The organism is Pseudomonas sp. C 49-2, from assembly GCF_003970195.1.
Taxonomy (GTDB): domain Bacteria; phylum Pseudomonadota; class Gammaproteobacteria; order Pseudomonadales; family Pseudomonadaceae; genus Aquipseudomonas; species Aquipseudomonas canadensis.
Genome location: NZ_RXYG01000002.1, coordinates 229,421 through 251,104, shown reverse-complemented (window position 1 = coordinate 251,104; position 21,684 = coordinate 229,421). Strand labels below are relative to the sequence as shown.

Genomic DNA, 21,684 nt, shown 5'->3' with positions numbered 1-21,684 from the left:
ATTTACGAAGATGCATCAACCTTTGCTGCCTGGCGAACAACTGTTTGCAGTGCTGAGCGCTGCCAGCGACGCCAAACCCCTTGACGCTTGGCGGGCGCTCGCCGTCGGGGCCCCGCCGCAACCCGTATGGGCCGGCACGGCCTATGCGACATGGGACGAGGTCATGCCCTATGTAGGCATCGTCGAGCCGGGCAGTCCTTTCCTGGAATGGGCCGCCTGCACTGATGCCACGGATTGGGGGTGGCTGGCCATATCGACCCATCCACTGGAAACCGTGATTGCACACCTGCAAGGATTGACCAAGGTCTACCTGCCCGATGGTCAGGATGTGTTCTTACGGTTCTGGGATGGTGCTCAATTCCTGCCGATTCTTCAGCAGTCGGGCGATGAGCTATTGCCGATGTTCCAGCGCTACGTGATCAATGGCCAGTCGCTGACCGTCACTTCTGGCCCAGTCACAGCCGCCAAGGCGAGCCCGTGGTGGCGAGTGCCTGCGCCTTTACTGCAACATCTGGCCGAGCAATCGCCCCAAACCCTGATCGATAACCTCCTGCAAGGGCTCGAAGAGCAGCGGCCCGACCTTTACACCGCATTCGTGCCGACGACCTTGCGGCATAAGGTCGCCTATTTCACGCGCCGCCGGGATGTCAGCCATCAGGGTTTGGCGGACTACCTGGCTTCAGAGTTGAGTTGAACCCAGCGCCTGCTGCAGATCTTCGATCAGGTCTTCAATCGCCTCGATGCCCACTGACAGGCGAATCATTTCCGGCTTCACGCCGGCTTTGGCTTGTTCTTGCTCGTTCATTTGCCGGTGGGTGGTGGACGCCGGATGACACGCCAGGGACTTGGCGTCGCCGATGTTCACCAGGCGCTTGAAGATTTGCAGCGCATCGTAGAAGCGCACACCGGCGGCATAACCGCCTTTGAGGCCGAACGAGAGAATCGCCGAGGGTTTGCCCTGCAGGTATTTCTGCGCCAGTTCGTGGTGTGGATGATCCGGCAAGCCGGCGTAGCTGACCCATTCCACCTCGGCATGACCTTGGAGGAACTGCGCAACTTTCAAGGCATTTTCAGTATGACGTTCCATGCGCAGGGCCAGGGTTTCCAAGCCTTGTAGCAGCAGGAAGGCATTCATCGGTGCCAACGCCGCGCCCGTGTTGCGCAACGGCACGGTACGCGCGCGGGCGATGAAGGCGGCGGGACCGAACTTTTCGGTGTAGACCACACCGTGATAGGCCGGCTCTGGGTTGTTGAGACCGGGAAATTTCTCCGGGTAGTCGGCCCAGGGGAAAGTGCCGCTGTCGACGATTACGCCCCCCAGGGAATTGCCGTGGCCGCCGATGTATTTGGTCACTGAGTGCACCACGATATCGGCGCCGAAGTGGATCGGCTTGCACAGGATCGGCGTGGCCACGGTGTTGTCCACCATCAGCGGCACGCCACGCGCGTGGGCGACCTTGGCCAGGGCTTCCAGGTCGACGATATTGCCCGCCGGGTTGCCGATACTTTCGCAGTAGACCAATTTGGTGTTGCCGTCGATCAGTTCGGCGATAGCTTCGGCCGAGTCGTCACGGGCGAAACGCACATCGACGCCAAAGCTGGGCAGCAAGTGCGCGAACAAGGTGTAGGTGCCGCCGTAGAGCTGCGGGGTGGTGACGATATTGTCGCCCGCTCGCGTAAGGGTCTGGATCGCATAGTGAATCGCTGCGCTGCCGGCCGATACCGCCAGGGCCGCGATACCGCCTTCCAGCGCGGCGATGCGCTGTTCCAGCACGTCATTGGTGGGGTTCATGATCCGTGTGTAGATATTGCCGGGCACGTCCAGATTGAACAGATCGGCGCCGTGCTGGGCGTTATCGAACTCGAACGCGACGTTCTGGTAGATCGGCACGGCGACGGCCTTGGTGGTCGGGTCCGACTGGAAGCCGTGGTGCAATGCGATGGTGGCGTCTTTCATGATGGTGGTGGACCTCCCTGGCGTGTGGATCGCCACAATAAATCCGCGCCCTCACCAACATTTAGACTTTTTTCAGGTGCACACCTGCCTTTTCGACATAAGCACCGCCCGGCACGCCGCACTGCACCAACGCCCGCGTAAAAGGTAAACTTCGCCTCCTGCGCAGGAGCAACCATGAATTATCGTCACGCCTTTCACGCCGGCAACCACGCCGATGTCTTCAAACACCTGACCTTGACCCGCCTCATCGCCCTGATGTCGCGCAAGGAGCAGCCGTTCGCCTACCTCGACACCCACGCCGGGATCGGCCTGTACGATCTGCAGGGCGACCAGGCCAATCGGACCGGTGAATATCTGGAAGGCATCGCGCGCCTTTGGGGCGAAAGCGACCTGCCGCCGTTGACAGCCGATTACATGCGCGTGCTGCATGAGATGAACCCGGATGGCGAGTTGCGTTACTACCCAGGTTCGCCGGAGTTGGCGCGACGCCTCACTCGTCCCCAGGACCGTGTGCTGCTCAATGAAAAACACCCGGAAGACGGTGTGCTGCTCAAGGACAATATGAAGGGTGATCGCCGCGTGAAGGTGCATTTGGGCGAAGGCTGGCATGTACCGCGTGCCCTGCTGCCGGTGCCGGAAAAGCGTGCGCTGATGCTTATCGATCCACCGTTCGAGAAACTCGACGAGATGCAACGCTGCGCCGCTTCCCTCAAGGAAGCCGTGAGCCGCATGCGCCAGACCGTCGCGGCCATCTGGTACCCGGTGAAAGACCAACGCATGTTGCGCCGTTTCTACCAAGACTTGGCCGGCACCGGTGCGCCGAAGTTGCTGCGTGTGGAGTTGCTGGTGCATCCGTTGGACACACCCAACACCCTGACCGGCTCGGGCCTGGCGATCGCCAACCCGCCGTGGGGTTTGGAAGAGGAGTTGCGTGAGCTGCTGCCGTGGCTGTCCAAGAAGCTGGGCCAGACCCAGGGTGGGTGGCAGATGGATTGGCTCATCGCTGAGTAGTCAGCAACGCTGATCAATTTGCGGGGGGGCGGGCTGTTGTGGTGAGCGAGCTTGCTCGCGCTGGGCTGCGTAGCAGCCCCAAAACCAGTCACCACGGTCTATCAGAAAAACCGTAGCGGCCTTGTTGGGGCCGCTTCGCGCCCCAGCGCGAGCAAGCTCGCTCACCACAGGGAATCGGTGTAACCACAAAATGGCTTCAGATCGGGCAGGTCACGCCCGTGCCGCCAATCCCGCAATAGCCCTGCGGATTCTTCGCCAGGTATTGCTGGTGATACGCCTCGGCAAAATACACCGTCGGCGCTTCTTCGATTTCCGTGGTGATCGCACCCAGTCCGGCTTTGGTCAGCTCAGCTTGATAAGCCTCGGCACTCGCCTGCGCTGCCGCCAATTGCTCCGGCGTGGTCGCATAGATCACCGAGCGGTACTGGCTGCCGATGTCGTTGCCCTGGCGCATGCCCTGGGTCGGGTTGTGCAGTTCCCAGAACATCTTCAGCAAATCTTCGTATTTCACCTTGGCCTGGTCATACACCACCAGTACCACTTCGCTGTGGCCGGTCAGGCCGGAGCAGACTTCTTCGTAGGTCGGGTTCGGCGTGTAGCCGCCGGCGTAACCGACCACGGTGCTGACCACGCCATCGCGCTGCCAGAACCGGCGCTCGGCCCCCCAGAAGCAGCCCAGACCGAAGATCGCAAAGCCGACGTCGTCCAGGAATGGACCCAGCAGCGGGTTGCCGTTGACGAAATGCGTCTCCGGCAGGTTCATCGGGGTTTCACGGCCAGGTAGAGCTTGTTCTTGGGTAGGCAGCACGTTTTTGTTCACCAGAATTTCCGAGCGCAAGACCATGATCAGTCCTCTCGTCAGGTTGAGTTAGCAGTAAAGATTCAGACAACCAGTGTGCCCGAGTGTTACGGCGCTGTCAGGCGATTGGCCCGCGCGGGTAGCGTTTGAGCATCGCCAGCAGCTCTGCACCGGGGATTGGCCGGTCAAACAGGTAACCCTGGCCCACATCACAACGGTGGCGACGCAGGAACGCCAGTTGCTCGGCGGTCTCGATGCCTTCGGCGACCACCTTGAGCTTGAGGTTGTGGGCCATGGCGATCACCGCGGAGGTGATTTCCATGTCGTCCTGGTTGTCCGGGATTTCGTGGATAAAGCTGCGATCGATTTTGATGATGTCGATGGGGAATTTTTTCAGGTAACTCAGCGACGAGTAGCCGGTGCCGAAGTCGTCCATGGCCAGGGTCAGGCCAAAGCTTTTCAGTTGATCAAGCTGCAGGCGCGTGTCTTCGGTGGCTTCCAGCAGCAGGCCTTCGGTCAGTTCCAGCTCCAGCAGGTTGGCCGGCAACTGTTCTTCCTTGAGGATCGCGGCAATCGAGGCCACCAGGTCCGGGTCGGAGAACTGCTTGGGCGACAGGTTGATTGCCACTTGCAAGTTGCCCATGCCGCCGGCGCTCAGTTGCTTGCTCATGCGGCAAGCCTGGCGGGCGATCCATTTGCCGATCGGGATGATCAGGCCGGTCTCTTCCGCCACGCTGATGAATTGATCCGGGCGGATCATGCCCTTTTCCGGGTGGTTCCAGCGCAGCAACGCTTCCATGCCCAGCAGGCGGCCGCTGCGCAGGCACAGCTTGGGCTGGTAGAACACGTCCAGCTCGTTCTGGGTGAGGGCGCGGCGTAGGTTGTTCTCGACGAACAGCTTGTAGCTGGCCTCGGCGTTCAGCGCTTCGGTAAACACTTGGACCTGATGCTTACCGTTGGCCTTGGCCTTGTGCAAGGCCAGGCCGGCGTTGCGCATCAGTGTTTGCGGATCGCGACCGTGCAGTGGCGCGCACGCCAGGCCCACGGACCCGGTGACGCTGATCAACTGGTTGTCAACGAACATCGGTTTGTCGAGGGTTGCCAGCAACTGGCTGGCAACCTGCTGGCCGCTCTCCAGGTCGGTGTCGTCGAGCAGCACCGCGAACTCGTTACTCGCAAAACGTGCCAGGCTGCCGCCGGCACTCAGGCTGTTACGCAAACGCCGTGCGAGGCTAATCAGCAGCTTGTCGCCGGTCTGGTGGCCGAGGCTGTCGTTGATGCGCTTGAAGTTGTCGATGTCCACCAGCAATAGGCTGATCGGGCTGTCGCTGTCGCGGGCAAAGCGTTCGTCGAGGTTGCGGATGAACGCCGGGCGGTTGCCCAGGTTGGTCAGGTTGTCGGTGTAGGCCAGGCGCTCGATGCGCTGCTGGGCCAGCTTGGTCTGGGTGATGTCTTCGTAGATGCCGATGTAGTGGGTCAACTCGCGGTTGTCGCCATACACCTTGGAAATCGACAGCTGGCCCCAGTAGGGTTCGAGATTTTTGCGGCGGCTCTTGAATTCACCCTGCCAGCTGTTGCTCTTGGCCAGGGCTGACGGTGCGTCGAACAGCAATTCACTGAGGTTTTCCAGCGCCGGCAACTGGGCCAGGCGGTGGCCGTGGACCTCTTCGGCGCTGTACTGAGTGATCGCGGTAAAGCTCGGGTTGACGTACTCGACCACGCCGTCGCAATTGACCAGCAGAAAGGCATTGGCGCTTTGCTCCACGGCGCGCTGGAACAGGTGCAGAGCGCTGGTCGCCGTACGGCGGTTGTGGTTGTTGATGACCTGCGCGAACTGATCGGCCAGCTCGCCGGCAAAGGCAATTTCATCGGCCTGCCAGGCGCGGGTGCTGCCGCTTTGCTCCAGGCACAGCACGCCCACCACATGGCCGTCGACGCGAATGCTCGCGTCGAGCATGGCGTGGATGTCTTTATCGCGCAGGCTGTCGGCCATTTCCCGGGTGCGAGGGTCGCGCAGCGCGTTGGTGGCGTCGATCGCCCGGCTGCTGTGCAAGGCTTCCAGGTAGTCCGGGAAGCAGCTTGCATCAATGGATTCGGGCAGGTGGTGTTGCTCGTCGGCGCGGTGGTAGGCGGAGATCGGCACCAGGCGCTGGCCTTCGAGGTTCCAGATGCTGGCGCAGTCAATCTGGTAGATATCACAGGCACTGCGGGTGATCAGTTCGGCGGCTTCTTGCAGCGAATTGTGGGTGGTGTAGCGCTGGCGGGCCAGCAACAGGATCAGTTCCTGCTGGGCGCGCACCCGCTCCAAATGCTGCAATTGTTCAAGTTGGGCACGCTGGTTGAGCTCCAGGGCGATCTGCAGGCGGCTGTTCTGGTTCTCCAGGTCTGCCGTCGGGGCAGCGGTGGGAATTTCGCTGAACAGGCCGTCGACCACCATCAAGTAACCGCGCAGCAGGTGGCGATTGTGTTGTTTGTAGGCTTCGCCCATCTCCAGCAGGCTCAGCGGCCCGTCGCTGGTGTGCAATGTGTAGCGCACCAGGTAATGCGGGCTCTGGGTCAGTTGCTGCTGGATGGTGTCGTGCAGTTGATAGCGCGCCTGGGGCTCCATCAGGCTGGCGTAGGGCGTGCCGATCAAGGCACACAGCTCGACCGCCGTCAGGCCGAATTGGCGTTCGCAATTGGGGTCGAGGTAAAGGAGGGCCCAGCTTGCCTCATTCAGCCGCTCGAAACGCAGCATACCGAGGCGCGAAGGCACCGGTAACTGCGTCACTACCTCGGCCGCCATACGGGCGACATCGGGCTGGCTTTTCATGGGGGAAACTCACTTGAAATTACGCGCACGGCGCCGGGCTCACGCCCTCTTTTCTGTTGCCTGCGGCAAGGTTGCATCATGCGGCGCGGGCTGACAAGAGAGGATGAAGGCTAAGTGCTATAAGGGGGTTATCGGCCGTGAAAGGGATTTCTGCAATCGGGGTGATGGAAGGTGTACAAGCCTGTTTTTATTGTCCAGCAAACCGGCAAAAAAAGCCCCGCCAAGTGGCGGGGTTGAGGTACGAGCGTGGCGCTCGAAAATCGGTGCAACCAGGCCTCCCGGGTGAACGGGAGGCCTGTTCCTGCTTATAGCAGGATGGTACGGATGTCGTTCAGCAGTTGGCTCAGACGCTGGGTGAAGCGAGCAGCAGCAGCGCCGTTGATCACACGGTGATCGTAGGACAGCGACAGTGGCAGCATCAGCTTCGGCTGGAACGCTTTACCGTCCCACACAGGCTGGATGGTTGCCTTGGACACGCCCAGGATCGCCACTTCCGGCGCGTTGACGATTGGCGTGAAGCCAGTGCCGCCAATGTGACCGAGGCTGGAGATGGTGAAGCACGCGCCCTGCATGTCGTCCGGGGTGAGCTTCTTGTCGCGGGCCTTGGCAGCCAGTGCAGCGGCTTCCGCAGCGAGTTGCAGCAGGCTCTTCTGGTCGACGTTCTTGATGACCGGTACCAGCAGGCCGTCCGGGGTGTCGACCGCAAAACCGATATGCACGTACTTCTTGCGGATGATCGCCTTGCCGCTTGGCGCCAGCGAGGCGTTGAAGTCCGGCAGCTCCTTGAGCAGGTGCGCGCAGGCCTTGAGCAGCAGCGGCAGCACGGTCAGTTTCACGCCGGCCTTTTCGGCCACGGCTTTCTGCGCAACGCGGAAAGCTTCCAGGTCGGTGATGTCGGCCTGGTCGAACTGAGTCACGTGCGGGATGTTCAGCCAACTGGCGTGCAGACCGGCCGCGCCGATTTGCATCAGGCGGGTCATCGGCACTTCTTCGATTTCACCGAAGCGGCTGAAGTCCACGGTACGGATCGGCGGAATGCCCGAACCACCGGTAGCGCCGCCGGCAGCCGGAGCTTCCTTGGCTTTCTGCATCATGGCCTTGACGTAGACCTGCACGTCTTCCTTCAGCACGCGACCGTGAGGGCCGGTGGCCGACACAGCGTTCAGCTCAACGCCGAACTCACGGGCCAGTTGACGCACGGCGGGGCCGGCGTGCACCTTGGCGCCGCTTGGCGCTGGAGCAGCAGCAGCAGGGGCCGCAGCGGCCTCGGCTTTTGCAGCAGGCGCAGGCGCAGCGGCAGCCGGTGCAGCTTCAGCCTTGGCGGCTGGAGCGGCGGCCGGGGCTGGCGCGGCAGCAGGTGCAGCGCCTTGTACTTTCAGCTTGAGGATGAAGTCGCCAGTGCCGACTTCGTCTTCCAGCTTGACCGCGATGCTTTCCACCACGCCGGCAGCCGGCGAAGGGATTTCCATGGAGGCCTTGTCGGACTCCAGGGTGATCAGCGACTGGTCGGCTTCGACGGTGTCGCCGACTTTGACCAGCAGCTCGATGATCTTGGCCTTGCCCGACGAACCGATGTCCGGGACATGAATGTCCTGGACGCTGGCGGCGGCAGGTGCGGCAGCCTGGGCCGGAGCGGCCTCGGCAGCAGCAGGCTTTTCAGCAGCAGGGGCAGGTGCAGCAGCGGCAGCAGGAGCAGCCGCAGGGGCCGCATCAGCGGCACCTTCGATTTCCAGTTCCAGCAGTTCGTCGCCTTCTTTCAGGCGGTCGCCCAGCTTCACTTTCAGGCTCTTGACCACGCCGGCCTTGGGAGCAGGGATTTCCATGCTCGCCTTGTCCGATTCCAGGGTCAGGATGCTCTGGTCGGCTTCGACGGTGTCGCCGACCTTCACAAACAGCTCGATTACTTCACCTTCACCGCTGCCGATGTCAGGTACGCGAATGAGTTCGCTCACAAAAAATCTCCTCAGCAGTCCAGTGGGTTGCGTTTTTCCGGGTTGATCCCGAACTTGACGATAGCGTCTGCCACCACCTTAGGTTCGATCTCACCACGGTCAGCCAAGGCTTCCAGGGCTGCCAACACCACGAAGTGACGGTCAACTTCGAAGAAGTGACGCAGCTTCTTGCGGCTGTCACTGCGACCGAAACCGTCGGTGCCCAGGACTTTGAATTCCTTGGACGGGACCCACTGGCGAATTTGTTCAGCAAACAGTTTCATGTAGTCGGTCGATGCGATCACCGGGCCTTTACGGCCAGTCAGGCATTCTTCGACGAAGGTGCGCTGTGGCTTCTGGCCAGGGTGCAGACGGTTGTGACGCTCTACGGCCAGGCCATCGCGACGCAGTTCGTTGAAGCTGGTCACGCTCCACACGTCAGCACCAACATTGAACTCGTCACGCAGGATCTTCGCCGCTTCACGCACTTCGCGCAGGATGGTGCCGGAGCCCATCAGCTGTACGTGGTGCGCCGCTTCCTTGGTGTCTTCTTCGAGCAGGTACATGCCCTTGATGATGCCTTCCTCGACGCCGGCCGGCATGGCTGGCTGCTGGTAGGACTCGTTCATCACGGTGATGTAGTAGAAAACGTCCTGCTGCTCTTCGGTCATCTTCTTCATGCCGTCCTGGATGATCACCGCCAGCTCGTAGCCGTAGGTTGGATCAAAGGTGCGGCAGTTCGGGATGGTGGCAGCCAGGATGTGGCTGTGACCGTCTTCGTGTTGCAGGCCTTCGCCGTTTAGCGTGGTGCGGCCGGCGGTGCCGCCGATCAGGAAGCCACGGGTACGGCTGTCGCCTGCTGCCCACGCCAGGTCGCCAATGCGCTGGAAGCCGAACATCGAGTAGAAGATGTAGAACGGCAGCATCGGCTGGTTGTGGCTGGAGTACGAAGTACCGGCAGCGATGAAGGAGCTCATGGCGCCCGCTTCGTTGATGCCTTCTTCGAGGATCTGGCCCTTCTTGTCTTCCTTGTAGAACATCACCTGGTCTTTATCGACTGGCTCGTAGAGCTGGCCGACGGAGGAGTAGATGCCCAACTGACGGAACATGCCTTCCATACCGAAGGTACGGGCTTCGTCCGGGATGATCGGGACGATGCGCGGGCCGATGTCCTTGTCCTTGACCAGCTGCGCCAGGATGCGCACGAAAGCCATGGTGGTGGAAATTTCGCGGTCGCCCGAGCCGTCGAGGATAGCCTTGAGGGTGCTCAGGTCTGGCGTCGGTACGCTGAAGCTGTTGGCGCGACGCTGCGGCACGAAACCACCCAGTGCGGCGCGGCGCTCGGCCAGGTAACGGGCTTCGGCGCTGTTCGGCTCCGGCTTGAAGAACGGCAGGTTCTCCAGCTCTTCGTCCTTGACTGGGATGTCGAAGCGGTCGCGGAACAACTTCAGGCTGTCGACATCGACTTTCTTGGTGTTGTGCGCAGTGTTCTTCGCTTCGCCAGCACCGGTGCCATAACCCTTGATGGTCTTGGCCAGGATGACGGTCGGTTGTTCTTTGTGGTTGACCGCTTCGTGGTACGCCGCGTAGACCTTGTACGGGTCGTGGCCGCCACGGTTGAGTTTCCAGATCTCGTCGTCGGACAGGTCTGCAACCATTGCCTTGAGTTCAGGCGTGTTGAAGAAGTGTTCACGTACGAACGCGCCGTCTTTGGCTTTGTAGTTCTGGTACTCGCCGTCGATGACTTCGTCCATGCGACGTTGCAGGATGCCGTCGACGTCTTTGGCCAGCAGTGGGTCCCAGAAGCGGCCCCAGATGACTTTGGTCACGTTCCACTGAGCACCGCGGAACACGCCCTCGAGTTCCTGGATGATCTTGCCGTTGCCGCGAACCGGGCCGTCGAGGCGCTGCAGGTTGCAGTTGATGACGAAGATCAGGTTGTCCAGCTTCTCGCGGCCGGCCAGGGAGATGGCGCCCAGGGATTCTGGCTCGTCACACTCGCCGTCGCCCAGGAAGCACCAGACTTTCTGCTTGCCTTCAGGGATGAAGCCACGGGCTTCCAGGTACTTCATGAAGCGTGCCTGGTAGATCGCCTGGATTGGGCCCAGCCCCATGGAAACGGTCGGGAACTGCCAGAAGTCAGGCATCAGCCAAGGGTGCGGGTACGACGACAGGCCGTTACCGTCCACTTCCTGGCGGAAGTTGTTCATGTGTTCTTCGGTGATGCGGCCTTCCATGAACGCACGGGCGTAAACGCCTGGAGAAGTGTGGCCCTGGAAGTAGATCAGGTCGCCGCCGTGTTCGTCGGTCGGGGCCTGGAAGAAGTAGTTGAAGCCGATGTCATACAGGGTTGCGCTGGAAGCGAAGCTGGAGATGTGACCGCCCAGGTCCGAATCTTTCAAGTTCGTGCGCATTACCATCGCCATGGCGTTCCAACGTACCAGCGAGCGAATGCGGCGTTCCATGAACAGGTCGCCAGGCATGCGTGCTTCGTGGGTAACGGGGATGGTGTTGCGGTATGGCGTAGTGATGGCGTAAGGCAGTTGCGAGCCGCTGCGGGTCGCGAGTTCGCCCATACGGGTCATCAGGTAGTGAGCACGGTCTTCGCCTTCTTTGTCGAGAACCGATTCCAGGGCGTCCAGCCATTCCTGGGTTTCGACGGGATCGAGGTCTTGCATGGCTTGCTCCAGGGCGGAAAGGCTACCAGAATCGGTTGCCTGAAGTTTGCGACTGGCCTTGTGGGCAGACGACATAAATTCTTGGATGGCCGAAGGTTGCTTCGGCGTCCTGTAGTTTTACTACAAATCGTCGGCCATTTCAGCCTTTCGAATGTATATACGAGTAGTAAAACTACACAAGACTGAGCGTATGGCTCGGTCTGGCTGGTGAGCATAATCGTTATTGTTGATCTTTTGCGAACAAGAAAAGGTGAATGTTTGATGTTGGCTGCCAAAATGAAATTAATTTCAGCTATTTCTAACCTTTGTTCGACAGTCCTTCATAGAGCGTGGTTCTTGCGTTCACAGCAACAGGCCATTTACGCGCCGATCAAGGATAGACCATGAGCCTTCCAACACTCGCCGAACTCCCGGCCATTCTCTTGCCAAAAGCCCAGCGGGCCGAGCAGTCATTTCGTGACGCAGTGGCCGCGCTGGACGACGATCATGGACTTTCCGCGTGGACGTCGCAACGGTGGGCCGACTTCGCCCGCGTGTGCGCGGCGAGTGATTTCGTCATTGAACAGAGTGTTCGTGACCCTTTGATGTTGCTCGAACTCGTGGCCTGGGGCGAGCTGGACCGTGGTTTTGCCCCTGGTGAGCTGTGCGGGCAGATTGCTGGCGCCGTGCAACAAGCCGAAACAGAAGATGAGCTGGGCCGTGTGCTGCGTCGCCAGCGTACGCGCCAGCAGGTGCGCATCATCTGGCGCGACCTGACCCGCCAGGCCGACCTGGTGCAAACCTGCCGCGACCTCTCCGACATGGCTGACGCCAGCATCGACCAAGCCTACCAATGGCTGTACCAGCGCCACTGCGTGCAATTCGGCACGCCCACTAGCCGGCGCAGCGGCGAGCCGCAGCACATGGTCATCCTCGGCATGGGCAAGCTCGGCGCAGTGGAGTTGAACCTGTCGTCGGATATCGATCTGATCTTCGCCTACCCCGAGGGCGGCGAGACCGTTGGCGTCAAACGCTCTCTGGACAACCAGGAGTTCTTTATTCGCCTTGGTCAAAAACTGATCAAGGCCCTCGATCCAATGACCGTCGATGGCTTTGTGTTCCGTGTCGACATGCGCCTGCGCCCCTACGGTTCGGCCGGCGCGCTGGTGCTCAGCTTCAATGCGCTGGAGCAGTACTATCAGGACCAGGGCCGCGACTGGGAACGCTACGCCATGATCAAGGCGCGGGTTGTTGCCGGCGACCAAGTGGCCGGTGCGCAACTGCTCGACATGCTCCGACCGTTCGTCTACCGCCGCTACTTGGATTTTTCCGCCATCGAGGCGCTGCGCACCATGAAGCAGCTGATCCAGCAGGAAGTGCGGCGCAAGGGCATGGCCGACAATATCAAGCTGGGTTCGGGCGGGATCCGCGAAGTGGAATTCATCGCCCAGGCCTTCCAACTGATCCACGGCGGACGTGACCTGAGCCTGCAACAGCGCCCGTTGCTCAAGGTACTCGGTACGCTGGAAGGCCAGGGCTACTTGCCGCCGACGGTGATCGCCGAATTGCGCAATGGCTACGAATTCCTGCGTTACACCGAACACGCGATCCAGGCGATTGCCGACCGGCAGACGCAAATGCTTCCAGACAGCCCGGAAGACCAGGCGCGCATAGCCTTTATGTTGGGCTTTGCCGACTGGGCCGCCTTCCACGAACGCCTGATGTACTGGCGCGGTCGGGTGGACTGGCACTTCCGCCAAGTGATTGCCGATCCGGACGAAGAAGAGGGCGAAGAAAGCGAATTGGTCGTGGGCGGTGAGTGGTTGCCGCTGTGGGAAGAGTCCCAAGACGAAGACGCAGCCTGCCGCCAACTGGCCGAAGGCGGTTTCACCGATGCGCCCAAGGCCCTCAAGGCCCTGGCCGGCCTGCGCGGCAGCCCGCAACTGCGCGCCATGCAGCGCCTGGGGCGCGAACGGCTGGATGCCTTTATTCCGCGCCTACTCGCCCAAGCTGTTGAACATGCCAACCCGGACCTAGTGCTGGAGCGCGTGCTGCCGCTGGTGGAAGCCGTCGCCCGGCGTTCCGCTTATCTGGTGCTGCTCACGGAAAACCCCGACGCCCTGCGTCGGCTGTTAACCCTGTGCGCCGCCAGCCCGTGGATCGCCGAGCAGATCACACGCTTCCCGCTGTTGCTCGATGAATTGCTCAACGAAGGCCGCCTGTTCAAGCCACCGTTGGCGCCGGAGCTGGCTGCCGAGCTGCGCGAGCGCCTGACGCGCATCCCGGAGGACGACCTGGAGCAACAGATGGAAGCCCTGCGCCACTTCAAGCTGGCCCACCGCCTGCGCGTGGCCGCTTCGGAAATCGCCGGCAGCCTGCCGCTGATGAAAGTCAGCGACTACCTCACCTGGCTTGCCGAGGCCATCCTCGAACAAGTATTGGCCTTGGCCTGGCGCCAGACCGTGGCGCGCCATGGCTCGCCGCAACGCGTGGACGGCACCCTGTGCGATCCTGGGTTCATCATTGTCGGTTATGGGAAAGTCGGCGGGATCGAACTGGGGCATGGTTCGGACCTGGACCTGGTGTTTATCCACGATGGCGATCCACAAGCGGAAACCGATGGCGCCAAGCCGATCGACGGGGCGCAGTTCTTTACGCGCCTGGGCCAGCGCATCATTCACTTGCTGACCACGCAGACCAACTCCGGCCAGTTGTACGAAGTCGACATGCGCCTGCGGCCTTCCGGCGCGTCTGGTTTGCTGGTGAGTTCGCTGGGGGCGTTTGACCGCTATCAACAAAATGAAGCCTGGACCTGGGAGCATCAGGCGCTGATCCGCGCGCGGGTGCTGGTGGGCAGCCAGGATGTGGGCCAGGCATTCGAGCAGGTACGGGCTAAAGTGTTGGGGCAGGAGCGCGACCTGGCGAAGCTGCGCCAGGAGGTCAGCGAGATGCGTGCCAAGATGCGCGACAACCTGGGCACCAAGACCACGGCGGCCGGCACCGGCGCCAATGCCTTCGAGGCCACGGCGGCGTTCGACCTCAAGCAGGACGCCGGAGGTATCGTCGATATTGAATTTATGGTGCAATACGCGGCTTTGGCGTGGTCTGCGCAACATCCATCGTTGCTGCGCTACACCGACAATATCCGCATTCTGGAAGGCCTGGAGCAGGTGGGCTTGATGCCCGCGGCCGATGCCCACCTGCTGCGCGAGGTGTATAAGGCCTACCGTTCCGCCGCGCACCGCCAGGCCTTGCAAAACGAGGCGGGCACGGTGGCCGGGGATCAGTTCGCCGACGAACGGCGCCAGGTGATGCGAATCTGGAAAGAACTGGGGTTAAGTTGAGTCAACTGTAGGAGCCGGCTTGCCGGCGATGAGGCCCTTGGAATCCATGGAGATCTTTCGGACGTTATCGCTGGCAAGCCAGCTCCTGCAATTGTTCGTCTCCTACAGAAAATTTCGATGCGGGGAGGCATAAGCCTCCCCGCATCGTTTGTGGAAACTACATGAATATTCTGATCGTTGGGCCCAGTTGGGTCGGTGACATGGTGATGGCGCAGACACTGTTCCAGTGCCTGCGTATGCGCTACCCGGACTGCCAGATCGACGTACTTGCCCCTGAGTGGAGCCGGCCGATCCTCGAACGCATGCCCGAAGTGCGCAAGGCCCTGAGCTTTCCGCTCGGCCATGGCGCTCTGGAGCTGGCGACCCGCCGTCGTATCGGTAAATCCCTGGCGGGTGAATACGACCAGGCGATCCTGCTGCCCAATTCGCTCAAGTCGGCGTTGGTGCCCTATTTTGCTGGCATCCCCAAACGCACCGGCTGGCGTGGCGAGTTCCGTTACGTGCTGCTCAATGACGTGCGTACCCTGGACAAAGCGCGCTACCCGTTGATGATCGAGCGTTTCATGGCCCTGGCCTACGAGCCGGGCGCCGAGTTGCCCACGCCGTATCCGCGTCCGAGTTTGCAGATTGACCCGGTGAGCCGTGACGCCGCCCTGGCCAAGTTCGGCCTAGAGCTCGACCGTCCGGTCCTGGCACTGTGCCCGGGGGCCGAGTTTGGCGAGTCCAAGCGCTGGCCGTCGGAGCACTACGCCAAGGTTGCCGAGGCCAAGATCCGTGAAGGCTGGCAGGTGTGGCTGTTCGGGTCGAAGAAGGACCATCCGGTAGGCGAGGACATTCGCCAGCGCCTGATTCCCGGCCTGCGTGAAGAGGCGGTCAACCTCAGTGGTGACACGTCGCTTGCCGAAGCCATCGACCTGCTGTCCTGCGCCGATTCGGTGGTGTCCAACGACTCCGGCCTGATGCACGTCGCCGCCGCGCTGAACCGCCCGTTGGTGGCGGTGTACGGCTCCACATCACCGGGCTTCACGCCGCCGTTGGCCGACAAGGTCGAAGTGGTGCGCCTGGGCCTGGAGTGCAGCCCGTGTTTTGATCGCACCTGCCGTTTTGGTCACTACAACTGCATGCGCCAGTTGCTGCCGCAGCCGGTGAATGAAGCCTTGCAGCGGTTGCAGGGCTCTGCGGTCGAGGTCCGATAGTTTGCGCGTACTGGTAATCAAGACCTCATCCCTGGGCGATGTGATTCATGCCTTGCCGGCCCTGACCGACGCGGCGCGGGCGATCCCCGGCATCCGATTCGACTGGGTGGTGGAGGAAGGCTTCGCCGAGATTCCCACCTGGCACCCGGCGGTCGACAAGGTGATCCCGGTGGCGATCCGCCGCTGGCGCAAGAACATCTGGCAGACCATCAAGAGTGGCGAATGGCGGCGCTTCAAGCAGCAAGTCCAGTCGACCAAATATGACCTGGTGATCGACGCCCAGGGACTGCTGAAAAGCGCTTGGCTGACCCGCTACGTGCGTGCGCCCATCGCGGGTTTCGACAAAAATTCCGCCCGTGAGCCGATGGCTGCACGTTTCTATTCCCGCCGCCTCGCCGTGGCGCGTGGGCAGCACGCGGTGGAGCGTTTGCGTCAGCTGTTCGCCGTGGCCCTCGGTTATGACTTGCCCAAGGGCTTGGGCGACTACGGCCTGAGCACTGAAAAGCTCCTGGGCTTGCCGCCGAAAAAGCCGTTTGTACTGCTGCTGCACGGCACCACCTGGGACACCAAGCACTGGCCCGAAGCCTACTGGCGCGAGCTGGCCGAGCGCATGGGGCGTCTGGGCGTGGATGTGAAATTGCCTTGGGGCAACGCCGCCGAAAAGGCCCGCGCCGAACGCCTGGCCCAGGGCCTGCAAAACGCCGAAGTACTGCCCAAATTGAACCTGGCCGGTGTCGCCCGTGTACTGGCCGGCGCCCGTGCCTGTGTGGCGGTGGACACCGGTCTCGGTCACTTGGCCGCCGCGCTGGATGTGCCGACCATTTCCCTGTTCGGCCCGACCAACCCCGGCCTCACCGGCGCCTACGGCAAGGGCCAGATTCACCTGGCCAGCGACTTCCCTTGCGCGCCGTGCCTGCAAAAACACTGTACCTATCAACCGACGGCCGACGACCTGCGTCGGTTCGACCTCAAGCGCGAGTCGCCCCTGTGCTTCACGCGCCTGAACCCTGAGCGTGTGGCAAGCCGACTGAGCACGTTGTTATTGGCTGAGGAGCTGCACTGATGCAACTGGCTTTTGTTTTGTACAAATATTTCCCCTTCGGTGGCCTGCAGCGCGACTTCATGCGCATCGCCCTGGAGTGCCAGCAGCGCGGCCACCAGATTCGTGTCTACACGCTGATCTGGGAAGGCGATATCCCGCCCGGTTTCGAAGTGCTGGTGGCGCCGGTCAAGGCGTTCTTCAACCATCGGCGCAATGAGAAACTCAGCGCCTGGATGGCCGCCGACCTAGCCAAGCGCCCGGTGGACCGTCTGATCGGCTTCAATAAAATGCCTGGCCTGGATGTGTATTACGCCGCCGACGGCTGCTTTGAAGACAAGGCGCAAAACCTGCGCCACTCGCTGTACCGCTATTTTGGCCGCTACAAGCACTTTGCCGAGTACGAGCGCGCGGTGTTCGCCAAGGACGCCAAGACCGAGGTCTTGATGATCTCCGAAGTGCAGCAGCCGCTGTTCATCAAACACTACGACACGCCGCTGGAGCGCTTCCATCTGCTGCCGCCGGGGATTGCCCAGGACCGCCGCGCGCCGCCGAATGCCGCAGAAATTCGCGAGGGTTTCCGTAAGGAATTCAACCTGGGCGACGACGATTTACTGCTGGTTCAGATCGGCTCGGGCTTCAAGACCAAGGGTGTCGACCGCAGCCTCAAGGCTGTGGCCGCGTTGCCGTCTGAGCTGAAAAAACGCACGCGCCTGTTTGTAATCGGCCAGGACGACCCCAAAGTATTCCAACTGCAAAGCGCCACGATGGGCCTGGGGGACAACGTGCAGTTCCTCAAGGGCCGCAGTGATATCCCGCGCTTCCTGCTGGGCGCCGACCTGTTGATCCACCCGGCGTACAACGAAAACACCGGCACCGTATTGCTTGAAGCCCTGGTGGCCGGGCTGCCGGTGCTGGTCTCGGCCGTGTGTGGTTATGCCCACTACATTGGCGAAGCCGACAGCGGCCTGGTGTTGGATGAGCCGTTCGAACAAGCGCAGCTCAATCAGTACCTGACGAATATGCTCACTGACACTGCACGGCGCGCGGCCTGGAGCCGCAATGGTTTGGCCTTCGCTGAAACGGCCGACCTTTACAGCATGCCGCAGCACGCTGCGGATGTGATCCTGGCGGAGCCAAAACGATGAAGTTGATTCTTGCCGAACCGTTCCAGACGTTATGGGCCGGGCTTGATGCCTTTGCCGAAGTCGAGAAACTGCAAGGCGAAGTATTCCGTGAGCTGGCGGCGCGTCGCACCCTGCGTACCGTGGTGGATGGCCGTCCGTATTTTGTGAAAATTCATCGCGGCATTGGCTGGGCGGAAATCTTCAAGAACCTGATCACCGCCAAGTTGCCGGTGCTAGGCGCTGGCTTGGAGTGGGATGCCATCCACCGCTTGCAGGAACTGGGCGTTCCGACCATGACTGGCGTGGCCTTCGGCGAAAAAGGCAGCAATCCGGCGGACCAGCACTCGTTCATCATCACCGAAGAGCTGGCGCCGACCCTTAGCCTGGAAGACCTGACCATCAACTGGGTGGCCGAGCCTCCGGCGCCTGCGTTGCGTCATGCGCTCACCCATGAACTGGCGCGCATGGTCGGCGACATGCACCGTGGCGGTGTGAACCACCGCGACTGCTACCTGTGCCATTTCCTGCTGGACACTGCCAAGCCCATCGATGCGAAGAGCATCAAGCTGTCGGTGATCGACCTGCACCGCGCCCAATTGCGCGCGCACTTGCCGTTGCGCTGGCGCGACAAGGATCTCTCCGCGCTGTACTACTCGGCGCTGGAGATTGGCCTGACCCGTCGCGACAAACTGCGCTTCCTCAAGGGTTACTTCCGCCAGCCGCTGCGCCAGATTCTGGCCGAGCAATCGGCGTCGTTGAACCTGATGCAGCGCAAGGCCGACAAGCTCTACGCGCGCAAGCAGCGCCTCGGGGATGCAATCTGATGGCGGGTTGGAACCTGGAGCCTGCTTACGCCAATCTGGCGGATGATTTTGGAAGCCTCGAAGCGGTATTCGCCCTGCAAGGCGAGCGGCTGACCCGTGACCCACTGTCGGAAGTGATCCGCGTGGAGCGCGGCGGGGTCAATTACTACGTCAAGCGCTACACCGGCGCCGGCAAGGGCCTGCGGCGTTACTTGGGCAAGCCGCGGGTCAAGTCCGAATGGCAGAACCTCAAGCGCTTCGCCAAGTGGGGCATTCCCACCGCCGATGTGGTGGCCTGGGGTCTGGAACGCAAAGGCCTGGCCTACAACCGTGGGGCGATGATCACCCGCGAGCTGCCGAGGACCGAAGACCTCTCGGTGCTGGCCGAGCGCAACGACGCGCGCCTGAGCGACCCCAAGTGGGTCAATGCGGTGAGCCGCCAACTCGCCGAATACACGCGCACGATGCACGACCATCGGTTTACCCATAATGATTTGAAGTGGCGCAACCTGCTGATCGATGACCAGGCCACCCTGTACCTGATCGATTGCCCCAATGGCGATTTCTGGCGTGGGTTTTGGCTCAAGTACCGCATCACCAAAGACTTGGCCTGCCTGGACAAGGTGGCCAAATATCACCTGTCCGCCACCCAGCGCCTGCGCTTCTACATGCAGTACCGTCAGTGCCGGCACTTGAGTGCATCGGATAAAGAGCGGATTCGCCACGTGGTGAAGTTTTTCGAGGGACGCGAATGAGTGATTTCCTGGCGGCTGAAGACCGTGCGCTGTTGGAGCGGCACGGCCTGGCGACGTTCGATGCCTTGTGGGCCAAACAACTGGACGCGGTGGATGAACCCAATACCAGTCGCGGTGGCTGGAGCAGCGTGTTCCGCCTTGAACTCGACGGTCAGGGTTACTACCTCAAGCGCCAGAGTAATTACCTGACGCGCAGCTTGCACCGCCCTTTTGGCGAGCCGAGTTTTTCCCGCGAATTCCGCAATATCAGCCGTTATCGCAAGCTCGGTATTCCCGCCTTGCAAGCGGCGTTCTACGGCGAGCGTAAAGTTAACGGCGAACACCGCGCCATGTTGCTGACCCGCGCCCTGGACGGCTGGAATGACCTGGATTCGCTGCTGGAGCAGTGGGCGCAACTGAGCGATGCGCAGCACTGCGCGATCCTGTTGGCCTGCGGTCAGCTTGCGCGTCAATTGCACAGTGTCGGCCAGGTGCATGGCTGTTTCTATCCCAAGCATATTTTCCTACAGGCCACCGGCGACGGTTATGCCGCGCAGTTGATCGACCTGGAGAAAACCCGCCCGCTGCTGTTCGGCTGGCGTGATCGGGTCAAGGACCTGGAGCCGCTGTTGCGTCGTGCGCCGCAGTGGTCTCACGAGCAGGTGCGTCAACTGCTGGCTGCCTACCTCGATCAGCCGGAGGACGGCGCGCTGGTCGCTACTTGGCTACAGAAATTGACCGTCCGCCGCAGCCACAAGGAAAACCGTTGATGCGTTTGTCCGAGCTGAAAACCGCCGGCCGTTCCCCGGACTTGCCCCTGACACTTGAGCTGGCCGATGCGGCGGGCCCAGGTCAGTTGCAACTGTTGAGCCTGTTGCGCGTGCTGCCGGGCGAACGCTATGTAGGCGCCGCCGTGTGGCGTGGCCGTCCGGTGTTGGCCAAGTTACTGGTGGGCAGCAAGGCAGCACGGCACTTTCAGCGAGAGCTCAGCGGCGTGCGCCTGCTGGCCGAGCAAGGCCTGACCACGCCGTTGTTGCTGGCCGATGGCTTGAAGGAAGGCGAGGGCGGTTGGCTGCTGTTCGAATTCATCGAGGGCGCCGAAAGCCTGGCCGATGCCTGGCAGGCCGTCGAAGGGTTGCCGCCATTGGCTGACGAACAAACTGCGGTGCTGGCCGAAGCGCTGGGCGCAATTGCGCAGATGCACACTCGGGGGCTGTGGCAGGAAGACCTGCACCTGGACAACCTGCTGCGCCAAGACGGCAAGCTGTACCTGATCGATGGCGCCGGGATCCGCGTCGAAGAGGCGGGCAAGCCGTTGTCGCGCAACCGCGTCCTGGAAAACCTCGGCGTGTTTTTCGCCCAGTTGCCAAAGAATCTCGAACCGTTCACCGAAGAACTGCTGGTGTACTACCTGCTGAGCAATGGCGAGCACGCCCTGCCGTTGGAAGCCCTGGAGAAGCAGGTGCGCAAGGTCAGCGCCTGGCGCCTCAAGGACTTTTTGAACAAAGTCGGGCGCGAGTGCACCTTGTTCAGCGTGGTGCGTGGCGCTTTTGCCTTGCGCGCCATTCGCCGCGAAGAAGAGGCGGCGATGCTGCCGGTGCTGGAGCAGGCCGATTCGCTGCTGGATAAGGGCCATCTGTATAAAACCGGTGGTGCTGCCAGCGTGGCCAAGGTCGAAGTGGCTGGGCGTCAGTTGGTGATCAAGCGCTACAACATCAAGGGTTTCGCCCATTGGCTCAAGCGCTTCTGGCGTCCGAGTCGCGCCTGGCATTCCTGGCGTGAAGGCAACCGCCTGGCGTTCCTCGGTATTGCCACGCCCAAGCCGCTGGCGGTACTGGAAAAACGCTTCTTCTGGTTGCGAAGCCGCGCGTACCTGATCACCGAATACCTGCCTGGCCAGGACATCATCGAACGCTTTGCGCCGTACGTTGAAAACGGCGATGCGCCGGAAAACGAGCTGCGGGCGCTGGATTACCTGTTCGCTGAACTGATCCGCGAGCGCATCAGCCATGGTGATTTCAAGGGGCACAACCTGTTTTGGGACACGGATCGCTGGTCGCTGATCGACCTTGATGCCATGTGCCAACACACCTCCGACGCCAGCTTTGCCTCAGCGTATGCCAAGGATCGTGCGCGGTTTATGCGTAACTGGCCATCGGAGAGTGCGTTGTACAAACTCATCGATCAGCGCTTGCCAGCTCAGGTTTGATCGCGGTCAAAATGTGGGAGCGGGCTTGCCCGCGAACAGGGTGTGTCAGTTAGTACATTTGTTGC

At 61.5% G+C, this 21,684-nt stretch carries 15 protein-coding genes; 10 read left to right on the top strand and 5 right to left on the bottom strand.

The genetic code is table 11. From position 1 onward, the window contains the following. The first annotated feature begins 10 nt into the window (after window positions 1-10). On the top strand, window positions 11-694 hold the full coding sequence (locus EJ576_RS04675; RefSeq protein ID WP_126569655.1) for a DUF4123 domain-containing protein: 684 nt from the start codon (window positions 11-13) through the stop codon (window positions 692-694). Here EJ576_RS04675 and EJ576_RS04670 read toward each other — a convergent pair. Then, window positions 680-1,957, bottom strand: a complete 1,278-nt coding sequence (locus tag EJ576_RS04670) for an O-acetylhomoserine aminocarboxypropyltransferase/cysteine synthase family protein (RefSeq protein ID WP_126569654.1) — start codon at window positions 1,955-1,957, stop codon at window positions 680-682. The genes EJ576_RS04675 and EJ576_RS04670 overlap by 15 nt on opposite strands. A 174-nt stretch (window positions 1,958-2,131) precedes the next feature. Between EJ576_RS04670 and EJ576_RS04665 the strand changes: the two genes are divergently transcribed. Then, entirely contained in the window at window positions 2,132-2,968 is an 837-nt protein-coding gene (locus tag EJ576_RS04665; protein ID WP_028615462.1) for a 23S rRNA (adenine(2030)-N(6))-methyltransferase RlmJ, read from the top strand. Between the two features lie 196 nt (window positions 2,969-3,164). Here the strand turns inward: EJ576_RS04665 and msrA are convergent, their stop codons facing one another. From msrA to aceE, 4 genes are all read right to left on the bottom strand, one after another. Then, the gene (msrA, locus tag EJ576_RS04660; RefSeq protein ID WP_126569653.1) at window positions 3,165-3,812 is read right to left on the bottom strand and encodes a peptide-methionine (S)-S-oxide reductase MsrA; all 648 of its coding nucleotides are present in this window, start codon (window positions 3,810-3,812) and stop codon (window positions 3,165-3,167) included. A 73-nt stretch (window positions 3,813-3,885) separates the two neighbouring features. Continuing rightward, window positions 3,886-6,579, bottom strand: coding sequence for a bifunctional diguanylate cyclase/phosphodiesterase (locus tag EJ576_RS04655; protein WP_126569652.1), 2,694 nt, complete (start codon window positions 6,577-6,579; stop codon window positions 3,886-3,888). 305 nt (window positions 6,580-6,884) lie between these two features. Then, a complete protein-coding gene (gene aceF / locus EJ576_RS04650) occupies window positions 6,885-8,531 on the bottom strand; it encodes a dihydrolipoyllysine-residue acetyltransferase (RefSeq protein ID WP_126569651.1) in 1,647 nt (548 codons plus the stop codon). 11 nt (window positions 8,532-8,542) lie between these two features. After that, window positions 8,543-11,188, bottom strand: a complete 2,646-nt coding sequence (aceE, locus tag EJ576_RS04645) for a pyruvate dehydrogenase (acetyl-transferring), homodimeric type (protein ID WP_078046549.1) — start codon at window positions 11,186-11,188, stop codon at window positions 8,543-8,545. Window positions 11,189-11,571: 383 nt separating this feature from the next. Between aceE and glnE the strand changes: the two genes are divergently transcribed. From glnE to EJ576_RS04605, 8 genes are all read left to right on the top strand, one after another. Continuing rightward, window positions 11,572-14,511 carry a bifunctional [glutamate--ammonia ligase]-adenylyl-L-tyrosine phosphorylase/[glutamate--ammonia-ligase] adenylyltransferase gene (gene glnE / locus EJ576_RS04640; protein WP_126569650.1) on the top strand — a complete coding sequence of 980 codons (2,940 nt, stop codon included), beginning with the start codon at window positions 11,572-11,574 and terminating at the stop codon, window positions 14,509-14,511. Between the two features lie 161 nt (window positions 14,512-14,672). After that, on the top strand, window positions 14,673-15,707 hold the full coding sequence (waaF, locus tag EJ576_RS04635) for a lipopolysaccharide heptosyltransferase II (RefSeq protein ID WP_028615468.1): 1,035 nt from the start codon (window positions 14,673-14,675) through the stop codon (window positions 15,705-15,707). Window position 15,708: 1 nt separating this feature from the next. Continuing rightward, window positions 15,709-16,770: a lipopolysaccharide heptosyltransferase I gene (gene waaC / locus EJ576_RS04630; protein WP_122730532.1), complete on the top strand. Its 1,062-nt coding sequence runs from the start codon at window positions 15,709-15,711 to the stop codon at window positions 16,768-16,770. Continuing rightward, complete coding sequence (locus EJ576_RS04625; protein ID WP_126569649.1) at window positions 16,770-17,894, top strand: glycosyltransferase family 4 protein; 1,125 nt, start codon at window positions 16,770-16,772, stop codon at window positions 17,892-17,894. The genes waaC and EJ576_RS04625 overlap by 1 nt, the downstream gene beginning before the upstream one ends. Further along, window positions 17,891-18,697: a lipopolysaccharide core heptose(I) kinase RfaP gene (gene rfaP / locus EJ576_RS04620; RefSeq protein ID WP_122730534.1), complete on the top strand. Its 807-nt coding sequence runs from the start codon at window positions 17,891-17,893 to the stop codon at window positions 18,695-18,697. Before EJ576_RS04625 ends, rfaP begins: the two co-directional genes overlap by 4 nt. After that, complete coding sequence (locus EJ576_RS04615) at window positions 18,697-19,431, top strand: lipopolysaccharide kinase InaA family protein (RefSeq protein WP_122730535.1); 735 nt, start codon at window positions 18,697-18,699, stop codon at window positions 19,429-19,431. The genes rfaP and EJ576_RS04615 overlap by 1 nt, the downstream gene beginning before the upstream one ends. Beyond that, a complete protein-coding gene (locus EJ576_RS04610; protein ID WP_122730536.1) occupies window positions 19,428-20,180 on the top strand; it encodes a lipopolysaccharide kinase InaA family protein in 753 nt (250 codons plus the stop codon). Before EJ576_RS04615 ends, EJ576_RS04610 begins: the two co-directional genes overlap by 4 nt. After that, on the top strand, window positions 20,180-21,619 hold the full coding sequence (locus EJ576_RS04605; protein WP_122730537.1) for a lipopolysaccharide kinase InaA family protein: 1,440 nt from the start codon (window positions 20,180-20,182) through the stop codon (window positions 21,617-21,619). The genes EJ576_RS04610 and EJ576_RS04605 overlap by 1 nt, the downstream gene beginning before the upstream one ends. The last annotated feature ends 65 nt before the right edge of the window (window positions 21,620-21,684 follow it).

Coding starts and splice junctions, on each gene's coding strand:
- aceE (WP_078046549.1), bottom strand. CDS start 11,188: ATGCAAGACCTCGATCCCGTCGAAACCCAGGAATGGCTGGACGCCCTG.
- glnE (WP_126569650.1), top strand. CDS start 11,572: ATGAGCCTTCCAACACTCGCCGAACTCCCGGCCATTCTCTTGCCAAAA.
- rfaP (WP_122730534.1), top strand. CDS start 17,891: ATGAAGTTGATTCTTGCCGAACCGTTCCAGACGTTATGGGCCGGGCTT.
- EJ576_RS04605 (WP_122730537.1), top strand. CDS start 20,180: ATGCGTTTGTCCGAGCTGAAAACCGCCGGCCGTTCCCCGGACTTGCCC.
- EJ576_RS04625 (WP_126569649.1), top strand. CDS start 16,770: ATGCAACTGGCTTTTGTTTTGTACAAATATTTCCCCTTCGGTGGCCTG.
- EJ576_RS04610 (WP_122730536.1), top strand. CDS start 19,428: ATGAGTGATTTCCTGGCGGCTGAAGACCGTGCGCTGTTGGAGCGGCAC.
- EJ576_RS04675 (WP_126569655.1), top strand. CDS start 11: ATGCATCAACCTTTGCTGCCTGGCGAACAACTGTTTGCAGTGCTGAGC.
- waaF (WP_028615468.1), top strand. CDS start 14,673: ATGAATATTCTGATCGTTGGGCCCAGTTGGGTCGGTGACATGGTGATG.
- EJ576_RS04670 (WP_126569654.1), bottom strand. CDS start 1,957: ATGAAAGACGCCACCATCGCATTGCACCACGGCTTCCAGTCGGACCCG.
- EJ576_RS04615 (WP_122730535.1), top strand. CDS start 18,697: ATGGCGGGTTGGAACCTGGAGCCTGCTTACGCCAATCTGGCGGATGAT.
- msrA (WP_126569653.1), bottom strand. CDS start 3,812: ATGGTCTTGCGCTCGGAAATTCTGGTGAACAAAAACGTGCTGCCTACC.
- EJ576_RS04665 (WP_028615462.1), top strand. CDS start 2,132: ATGAATTATCGTCACGCCTTTCACGCCGGCAACCACGCCGATGTCTTC.
- EJ576_RS04655 (WP_126569652.1), bottom strand. CDS start 6,579: ATGAAAAGCCAGCCCGATGTCGCCCGTATGGCGGCCGAGGTAGTGACG.